Source organism: Oleiphilus sp. HI0067 (genome assembly GCF_001635735.1).
This window is the reverse complement of the sequence record NZ_LWFI01001419.1, coordinates 1-922: the sequence shown is the minus strand read 5'-3', so window position 1 is coordinate 922 and position 922 is coordinate 1. Positions and strand designations below refer to the sequence as shown.

At 44.7% G+C, this 922-nt stretch carries 1 protein-coding gene; it reads left to right on the top strand.

What is annotated here, in order from left to right; genetic code table 11:
• Positions 1-818 (top strand): di-heme oxidoredictase family protein (locus tag A3739_RS22490; RefSeq protein WP_156502773.1); only part of this gene is annotated, 818 nt, incomplete at its 5' end.
• Between the last annotated feature and the right edge of the window lie 104 nt (positions 819-922).

The following is a 922-nucleotide window of genomic DNA, read 5'->3' as shown; positions in this document are numbered from 1 at the left end:
AACAATCACCTCGAATGGCAGGTGCATTAATTGGGCTAGGGCTAATTGAATCAATTGACGACGAAGACATTCTAAAATGGGCAGACCCTAATGATACGAATAACGATGGCATTTCTGGGAGACCGAATTATGTTCCCAGCAGAGATACTAATTCATCAGAACTAGGACGTTTTGGCTGGAAGTCCGGACAAGCCACGCTTGCTCAGCAAAACGCCAATGCCCTACACACTGACATTGGAGTTGGTTCGAAGTGGTTCCCTTCTGGTTATGGAGACTGTACCGAGCAACAAACTGACTGTTTGGCGCAAGCACACGGCAATACAGAACAACAAGATGGCTACGAAGCATCAGACAAAGTCATGCAAAGTATTTTGTACTTCACTTCGATGACTAGCGTGCCCAAAAGAGTGAATTTAGACGATAAAGGAATAAAAGGTCAGCAACTATTTTCCGATATTGGCTGCGCGGACTGTCACCGACCAAGTTATACTCTTGATTCAAAAATCCAAGCGCTGCCGGTTAACGAAACCATATGGCCATACTCAGACTTCTTGTTGCATGATATGGGCGAGAAGTTAGCAGATGGCTTTATAGAGCATCAAGCAAACGGCTCTGAATGGCGTACACCCCCACTTTGGGGCCTGGCATACCAAAAGCAAGTCAACCAGCAGTTACGACTATTGCACGATGGTCGAGCAAGAACCGTAACAGAAGCTATTTTATGGCATGGCGGAGAAGCTAGAAAAAGTAAAACGCAATTCGTCAATTTATCTCAGTCTGATCAGAACCACCTGATCCAGTTTGTGGAGTCACTCTAGATGACCAGTCTTTTTATGCGACATAAATCCTTTTTATTAGGGTGCTTATTTTTTACGTCTTGCTCACTCGCCAACGCCGATTGGAACTCATTCAATTCAGACGT